This window comes from Arthrobacter sp. Y3225116 (assembly GCF_059091245.1).
Window position 1 is genome coordinate 1 of the sequence record NZ_JBNHGL010000138.1, and the last position, 7,720, is coordinate 7,720.

The following is a 7,720-nucleotide window of genomic DNA, read 5'->3' on the forward strand; positions in this document are numbered from 1 at the left end:
ACCAGCAGGATCAGGGCCAGTCCCGCGCCGGTCGCCGTGCGCGAGAACCGCGCGGTCGCCGCCGCCACGACCGTCAGCACCGTCTGGAAGAGCAGGACCCTGCCGGGCCTGACCTCCAAGACCACCCGCATCAGCTCCGCGGGGTCCAGTTGGGTGACGGGCACGCCGAGCAGTTCGCTCCCGGTAAACCAAAGGCGGACCACCACGGCCGGCACTGCCGCGGCTCCCAGCGCGGCCGCCGCGACGGCCAGCCCCCGGCCGGCAGGCGACAGTTCTTGGCTTCCCGCGGGGAGGGTAAGCAGCGCCACGCAGGCGAAGCCGACGGCCAGGACCATGCCGACGGTGGCCAGCAGCGTTGCCGCCGGAAGCCCCCAGGCGGTCGCTGCTCCCGCCGAGGGCAGACCCGGCAGGGGCGGCGCGACCGCGCCTCCCGCGGCAAGTCCCAGGACCATCAGGCCGGCCCCCAGCAGCAGGCAGCAGCCCGCAACAGCCCACACCGGCAGCCGGCGCAGTGGCGGTTCCGGAGGTCCGGATGCCGGCTGGGTGCCCCGTTCCGGAGCTCCGGATGGCGGCTGCGTTCCCGGTTCCGCGTCGGGATGGGTCATTCGTGCAGGATAGGGCGTGCACCTCCCGGCGTCGAGAGGCCGAACGTCCACGGCCGCCCTTCAACCGTTCCCGCCTCAGCCGGTTGCCGCCGCCAGCAGGCCGGCTCCCGCTGACGCGGCGGCCGCCGCCGGGTAGGCTGTCCAGCGATGAATACCAACGAGATACTGCTGCAGCGCACCGGCCGTCTGGGCCACATCGTCCTGAACCGTCCGAAGGCGATCAACGCCCTCAACGACTCGATGATCACGTCGATCACCGCGGCCCTCCGCGAGTGGGCCGAGGACGACGCCGTCGAGACCGTCCTGATTTCCGGCGCCGGGGAACGGGGACTGTGCGCCGGCGGCGACATCGTGGCCATCTACCGGCACATGAAGGACGGCGGCGACCAGCTCTTCTGGGAAGACGAGTACCGGATGAACTCGCTGATCTCCCGTTACCCGAAGCCGATCGTGGCGTTCATGGACGGCGTGGTGCTCGGCGGCGGCGTCGGAGTGTCGGCACACGCCTCCTACCGGGTCGTGACGGAGCGGACCAAGGTCGGCATGCCGGAGACCCGGATCGGGTTCATTCCCGACGTCGGGGGCTGCTTCCTGTACTCGAGGGCACCGGGGGAGCTCGGCACCCACCTCGCGCTGACCGCAGGCACCGGGACCGGAGCCGACGCCATCGTGATGGGCCTGGCCGACTACTTCGTGGACAGCGCCGAGCTGCCGGCCCTGGCGGCCGCGCTCGCCGAAGCCCCGGCCATCGAAGCGATGGCGGCCTTCTCCCACACGGACGTCCCGGCGTCGGACCTGGATAAGGACCGCCACTGGATCGATGAGTGCTACGCGCACGATGACGCGGAGCAGATCCTCGCCGCCCTGCGGAACTCGCCGGTCCCGGCTGCGCGGGCCGCCGCCGAGGAGATCGCCCTGAAGTCGCCCACGGCCGTGAAGCTCACGCTCGAGGCCCTCCGCCGCGCGGGCAAAATGGAGACGCTGGAGGAGGTGCTGGACCAGGACTACCGCCTGGGCATCCGGTTGGTCGCCGCCCCGGACTTCGCCGAGGGCGTCCGCGCCCAGGTGATCGACAAGGACCGCAATCCGCGGTGGAACCCGGCCACGCTCGCGGAGGTGGACCGTGCCGCCGTCGAGTCCTACTTCGCGGACCTCGGCGAGGACGAACTGGGCCTGGCCGCAACGGTGGCGGCACAACCCGCCGGGGGCAGCTAGACGAACGGCGCGGGCCCCGGAAACCGGGAACCCGCGCCGCTCCTGCTGTTGCTACTTCTTGTCGTCTCCGGTCATCCGCTGGCTCAGGTAGACCGGGATCATCGACACGATGATCAGTACCGCGGCGATCACGTTCACCACCGGCGCTTGGTTGGGCCGGGCCATGTTGTTGAAGATCCAGATGGGCAGGGTCTCGGTTCCGGGCGGGGCCGTGAAGGTGGTCACCACAATCTCGTCGAAGCTCAACGCGAAGGCCAGGAGGCCGCCGGCCACGAACGCCGAGCGGAAACCGGGGAAGGTGACCTGGAAGAAGGTCTTGACCACGTTGGCGCCCATGTCCATGGCGGCCTCTTCCAGGCCCTTGTTCATCCGGCCGAGCCTGGCCTGCACGTTGTTGAACACCATCACGATGCAGAACGTCGCGTGTCCCACGATCACCGAGAACAGCCCGAGGCCGATGCCCAGCGGCTCCAGCACCGTCTTGAACGTGTTGTTCAGCGCCACGCCGGTGACAATGCCCGGCAGTGCGATGGGCAGCACCACCAGCAGGTTGACCGTGTTCTTCCCGAAGAAGTCGTACCGGGAGAGCGCGAACGCGATCATGCTGCCCAGCACCAGTGCAATCACGGTGGCTACCGTGGCCACGCGCAGCGAGGTCCAGAGCGCCTCGCGCACGCCCTCGTTGCGGAACGCGGCTTCCCACCAGCGGGTGGTGAATTCGGTGATGGGGAACGCGCCGGAGGTGGTGGCGTTGAAGGAGTTGACGATCACCAGCAGCAGCGGCAGGTAGATGGCGGCCATCACCAGCCCGGCGAACAGGCGCAGCGTGACCTTGGCGGAGGAGGAGAGTCTCATCGGTGAAGTTCCTAAAGCTGCTTGAGGGCGCCGGACTTGCGGGCCAGGAAGAGGTACAGGACAACCACCACGATGGGCACGGTGCCGAACGCGGCGGCCAGCGGCGGATTGAGGTTGATGTTGGAGGCGATCACCGTGCCGATCACCTGCGTCTTCCCGCCGACGAACTGCGCGGCGATGTAGTCGCCCAGGCTCAGCGAGAACGTGAAGATGGACCCGGCAATGAACGCCGGCTTCAACAGCGGGACGGCCACGGTGCGCACCGTGGACCAGGCCTTCGCGCCCAGATCGGAGGAAGCGTCGAACAGGTTGTCCGGGATCTGGCGGAAGGCTGAGTACACCGGCACCGCCATGTACGGGAACCACAGGTAAGCCAGCGTGACCACCAGCGCCGCGGGGCCGTAGCCCGGCCCGGTCATGCCCAGCGGGGCCAGCAGCCAGTCCAGCGGGCCGCCGCTGGAGAACGTGATGCGCCAGGAGAACACCTTCACCAGGTATCCGGCCCACAGCGGCAGCGTGATGCCGATGGCCAGGACCGCGCGCATCCGCGGCGAGGCGATCTTGGCCATGTACAGCCCCAGCGGCAGCGCCAGCGCGGCGCACAGCACGGTCACGGCCAGCGCGATGCCGATGGTCCGCAGCGCGGTGAGTTGGTAGGCCGGCACGGTGAGGATCTCCACGAAGTTCTCCACGGTGAACGCGGGGATCACCTTGGAGGTGAAGGAGTCGGTGGTCCAGAAAGCGGTGATGAACAACAGGATCAGCGATCCGATGTACAGCACGCCCAGCCAGGCCAGCGGCAGGGTCAGGAGCGCGGTCAGCCGCAGCTTGGGCCGGGCGTAGAGCAGTCGGGAGATCCGGTCGCCCAGTCCGCTGCGCTCGCTGCCCGGCGCCGAGGCGCTGCCGGCTGCGGCCTCCGGTTCGATCGTTGGTGCTGCCATGGTGGTTTCGGCGGGCCTGCCCGCCGTTCCTCCTTCAGATGCGGTGCTGATCAGGATGCGTGTGCACGGCCGGCGGGGACACCGCCGTCGTGCTGGGGAGTGCGCTCCAAGGCAGGGGCACGACGGCGGTGCTCACCGCGCGCCGCGCCCCTGCCATGGGGGAGGGGTGCTGGAGGGAGGGACTAGCCCTTGACCTCGGTCCAGGCCTTGGTCCACTCCTGGTAGTTGGTGCACGTGGCGTCGGTGCGGCCGTCAATGCACTGCTCCACCGGTGTGGTCCACATCCACACCTGCTTGTAGTACTCCTCGTCCGTGGCGTGGTAGGTGGCGCAGTGCTCCTCGTTCTCCTTGGAGCCTTCGCACGCCAGCGCGTTGGCCGGCGCCATGCCGAAGTTCTGGGCCATCTTGGCGTTCACCTCGGCGGAGGAGGCCCAGTCCATCCACTGGTAGGCGCAATTGGGGTTCTTGGACTGCGCAGAGAGCATCCAGGTGTCGGACCAGCCGGTGGCGCCTTCCTTGGGCAGCACGGACTCAACCTTGCCGCCGTCGGCCTGGGCGATGTTCACGATGACCTGCCAGCCGGTGCCCAGCGACGCGGTCCCGGAGGAGATGGAGGAGACGGCCTTCAGCGCGTCGTTCCAGTACTCGCCGGCGACCCCGTTCTGGGTCTTGAGCAGCTCCACTGCCGCGGCCAGCTGCTCCTTATCCAGCGCGTAGGGGTTGGTTATCCCCAGGTCCGGCTGGGTGGCCATCAGGTAGAGGGCCGCGTCGGCGATGAAGATCGGCGAATCGTAGGCCATGATCTCGCCGGCGTACTCGCTGTTCGGGTCCCAGGTGGCTTCCCACGAGTCGGGGGCTTCGGGCACCGCCTCGGTGTTGTACATCAGGACGTTGGCGCCGCGGCCGATGGGAACGCCGTAGGTCTTGCCGTTAAGCGTGTCGTAGATCTGTCCCTTCAGGCCGTCCACGATGTGGCCGAAGTTCGGGATCAGGTCGGTGTTGATCGGGGCCACGTCGCCGCCGGCAATCAGGCGCAGCGAGGCATCGCCGGAGGCCGAGACGAGGTCGTACTCGCCGGTGCGCATCAGCTGGACCATCTCGTCGCTGGTGGCGCCGACCTTGCGGTTGACCTTGCACTGGGTCTCTTTTTCGAACTCGGTGACCCAGTCGGCGTCGGGGTTGGTGGAGCCGTCCTCGACGAAACCGGCCCAGGCAATAATGTTGACTTCGCCCTCGGACTCGCCCACCTCGGTGGCGGCCGGGAGGTCAGGGACCTGGATGCCGCCGCCGGCGGACGATGCGGGAGCGGAGCCGCCGCAGCCGGCCAGGACCAGCGAGAGCGAGGCGAGTGCCGCCAGCGGCAGTGCCTTGGTGATCTTCATGGAGTACCTTTCCTTCAGGGTGCGTAGTGCTGGTGGTGCAGGTCTAGACGGTGTAGTTGAAGCGGGAGGACCACTGCAGCCGGACCCGGTCGCCACGCCCGGCGCCGGAGGCACGGGAATCGTTCTGCTCCTGGACGATCAGGGTCTGGCCGACGGCGGTGCGCGCCACGTAGCGGGTGGAGGGGCCGGTGTAGATGACCTCCTCGATCTCCGCTTCCACGGTGGACAGACCGGCTGCTTCCACCGGCTCGTCGAGGCGGCGGATGTGGATGCGCTCCGGCCGGATGCTCAGCAGGGCGTCGGAGCCGGTGAGCTGCCGGGCGAGCGCACCCTCCACCAGGTTGGTGTTGCCGAGGAAGGAGGCGACGAACCGGCTGCCGGGGCGTTCGTACAGATCCTCGGGCGTGCCCACCTGCTCCACCACGCCTTCGTTGAAGACGGCGACCCGATCCGAGAGCGTGAGCGCTTCTTCCTGGTCGTGGGTCACGAAGACGAACGTGATGCCCACGGTGCGCTGGATCTGCTTCAGTTCCACCTGCATCTGTTCGCGCAGCTGCTTGTCCAGCGCGCCGAGGGGCTCGTCCAGCAGCAGCACCTGCGGGCGCAGGACCAGTGCCCGGGCCAGGGCAACGCGCTGGCGCTGCCCGCCGGAGAGCTGCGAGGGCAGCCGGTCGGCCACGCGGGGGAGGCGGATCATCTCCAGGGCCTCGTTCACCAGCCTGCGGCGCTCGTTCCGGGGCGTCTTGCGCAGCTTGAGCCCGTACTCCACGTTCTGGGCCACGCTCAGGTGCGGGAAGAGCGCGTAGTCCTGGAACACGGTGTTGACGTCGCGTTCGAACGGCGCCTTGCGGGTGACGTCGCGGCCGGCCAGGTCGATGCGGCCGGAGCTGGGGAGTTCGAAGCCGGCGATCATTCGCAGCACGGTGGTCTTCCCGGAGCCGGAGGGGCCCAGCAGGGAGAAGAATTCGCCCTGGCGGATGTCCAGGTCCAAACCTTTGACGGCGGTGAAGTCGCCGAAGGTCTTCGCGACCTGCTGCAGGGAGATGGCAGGCGTGGCGGAGGCCCCCGTGCTGTCCGGCGCGGTGGGTGCGGAGGTGGCTGTGGCTTGCACGGCTGGGTCCTTTCAGGAAGGGCTGATGTGGCGTGGACTACATCGTCTTGCCTTAACCTATGAAACCAGAGGTTAAATGTAAAGCCGGTCACATCGGGTAGATTTTTTGTGACGGGCCGCCGTTCCGCGGCAGGCCCTCCGCCGCGTCCTGCCGTCCCGCGGGCGGTACGTCTGGAAGGATCGACGCATGCCCAAGGAATCACCGCCACGCCAGCGCCTGCTCGCCGCGGTCTTCGCCCCGCTGGGTGAGGGCGGCAAGGCACAGCGCGTGGAGGACCGGATCCTGGAAGGGATTGCCGCGGGGGTGCTGGCCGACGGCGACCGGCTGCCCAGCGAGGCCGAGCTCGCTTCCTCCATGGGCGTGGCTACCGTGACGGCCCGCGAAGCCTTGGTGGGCCTGCGATCCCGCGGGCTGGTGGCCACCCGGCGGGGCCGCGACGGAGGCACCTTCGTCACCGTCCCCACCGGACGCCGTGCGGAACTGGTCCGCGACCGCCTAAGCCGGATGAGCCGGGTTGAGCTGCGGGACCTGGCCATCCATTACCGTGCCATTGCGGCGACCGCCGCCGAACTGGCGGCGGATTTTGCGGACCCCGACGACGCCGAAATGCTGCGCCGGATCCTGCATGCTTCCCGTTCGACGGGCACCGGCGGAGCCGTCGTCGGCGATTTCCTGCTGGAGTTGGCAGCATTAAGCCAGTCGGCGCGGCTGACGCGTGAGTTCGTCCGGCTCTACAAGGACTTTGGTCCGCTGTTGTCCGTGCTGCACGAGGACGCGGAGTTCGACGCCAAGATGGTGCAGCTGTGCGATCGCATTGCCGATGCGGTTGCCGCAGCCGATGCCGCGACGGCGCGCGAGACCGTGAGCGCGCAGATTCAGGCCGGATTGGCGGCGCTGATCTATGAACACGCCCGGCTGACCGACCGGCCCGCCGGCCCTACCCCCGCTACCGCCCAAAGGAGGACGGGATGAACGCCATGACCGAAACGGCATCAATACGTGCGGCGGATCCGCTCGCCGAGGTCACCGGATTCTTCGAAGGCATCCTGGCCGAAGTGAATGCCTGGGTGCCGGCCCTGGCCGGGTTGTATGAGGACCCGTCGCGGCCGCCGGGCGGCAAGCAGGTCACCGCGACCATGCAGCCGCTGGCCGCTGCGCTGGTGGGGAGCGGGCGATGGCCCGTGGTCGGTTCCGGCTTCGTGGCCGCCGCCCACGCGGTGGCCGACGCTTCCTGGCACATGGCGTGGTGGCAGGGCGAGAGCATGGAGCGGCTGGTCTTGCCCGCCCTGGCTTCGGCGTCCGATGCCTATATGCGTCGTGAGTGGTTCACCAAGCCGATGGAGACCGGCCTGCCGCATGTCACCGGACCCTACGTGGACTTCCTCTGCACCGATGAATACACCATGACCATGACGGTCCCGGTCGCGGTGGGGGACCGGCGCGTCGGCGTGGCCGGTGCCGACGTCTTCGTCGAATCGCTGGAACCGCTGCTGCTGCCGGCCCTGAAGAAACTGCACCCGGCGGCAGCCCTGGTCAACCGTGCCGGCCGGGTGGTGGTCTCCGCCGACGCCCAGCTGGCTGCCGGCACGCTGCTGGCACCGGGGGCCGTG

Annotated in this window: 7 protein-coding genes and 1 pseudogene; 3 read left to right on the forward strand and 5 right to left on the reverse strand. The window is 68.7% G+C overall.

All coding sequences use genetic code 11. The annotated features are described in order from the left end of the window. Window positions 1-605, reverse strand: a pseudogene (locus AC5RV2_RS12210) (hypothetical protein); the annotation flags it as partial. Between the two features lie 147 nt (window positions 606-752). Here AC5RV2_RS12210 and AC5RV2_RS12215 point away from each other — a divergent pair. After that, complete coding sequence (locus AC5RV2_RS12215; protein ID WP_494092551.1) at window positions 753-1,820, forward strand: enoyl-CoA hydratase/isomerase family protein; 1,068 nt, start codon at window positions 753-755, stop codon at window positions 1,818-1,820. 51 nt (window positions 1,821-1,871) lie between these two features. Here the strand turns inward: AC5RV2_RS12215 and AC5RV2_RS12220 are convergent, their stop codons facing one another. From AC5RV2_RS12220 to AC5RV2_RS12235, 4 genes are all read right to left on the reverse strand, one after another. Further along, the gene (locus AC5RV2_RS12220) at window positions 1,872-2,675 is read right to left on the reverse strand and encodes an ABC transporter permease (protein WP_494026219.1); all 804 of its coding nucleotides are present in this window, start codon (window positions 2,673-2,675) and stop codon (window positions 1,872-1,874) included. An 11-nt stretch (window positions 2,676-2,686) separates the two neighbouring features. Then, window positions 2,687-3,616 carry an ABC transporter permease gene (locus AC5RV2_RS12225; RefSeq protein WP_494092552.1) on the reverse strand — a complete coding sequence of 310 codons (930 nt, stop codon included), beginning with the start codon at window positions 3,614-3,616 and terminating at the stop codon, window positions 2,687-2,689. Window positions 3,617-3,798: 182 nt separating this feature from the next. Beyond that, window positions 3,799-4,998, reverse strand: coding sequence for an ABC transporter substrate-binding protein (locus AC5RV2_RS12230; protein ID WP_494069245.1), 1,200 nt, complete (start codon window positions 4,996-4,998; stop codon window positions 3,799-3,801). 43 nt (window positions 4,999-5,041) lie between these two features. Then, complete coding sequence (locus AC5RV2_RS12235; protein ID WP_494092553.1) at window positions 5,042-6,109, reverse strand: ABC transporter ATP-binding protein; 1,068 nt, start codon at window positions 6,107-6,109, stop codon at window positions 5,042-5,044. A gap of 187 nt (window positions 6,110-6,296) precedes the next feature. Here AC5RV2_RS12235 and AC5RV2_RS12240 point away from each other — a divergent pair, with 187 nt between their 5' ends. Further along, window positions 6,297-7,082, forward strand: a complete 786-nt coding sequence (locus tag AC5RV2_RS12240; protein WP_494092554.1) for a winged helix-turn-helix domain-containing protein — start codon at window positions 6,297-6,299, stop codon at window positions 7,080-7,082. Next, window positions 7,079-7,720, forward strand: a 642-nt coding sequence (locus AC5RV2_RS12245) for a cache domain-containing protein (RefSeq protein WP_494092555.1), incomplete at its 3' end; no start/stop codon positions are given. The genes AC5RV2_RS12240 and AC5RV2_RS12245, both read left to right, overlap by 4 nt.

What these genes read in the sequence shown, in the direction of transcription:
- AC5RV2_RS12215 (WP_494092551.1), top strand. Translation starts at nt 753, where the DNA reads ATGAATACCAACGAGATACTGCTGCAGCGCACCGGCCGTCTGGGCCAC.
- AC5RV2_RS12220 (WP_494026219.1), bottom strand. Translation starts at nt 2,675, where the DNA reads ATGAGACTCTCCTCCTCCGCCAAGGTCACGCTGCGCCTGTTCGCCGGG.
- AC5RV2_RS12225 (WP_494092552.1), bottom strand. Translation starts at nt 3,616, where the DNA reads ATGGCAGCACCAACGATCGAACCGGAGGCCGCAGCCGGCAGCGCCTCG.
- AC5RV2_RS12230 (WP_494069245.1), bottom strand. Translation starts at nt 4,998, where the DNA reads ATGAAGATCACCAAGGCACTGCCGCTGGCGGCACTCGCCTCGCTCTCG.
- AC5RV2_RS12240 (WP_494092554.1), top strand. Translation starts at nt 6,297, where the DNA reads ATGCCCAAGGAATCACCGCCACGCCAGCGCCTGCTCGCCGCGGTCTTC.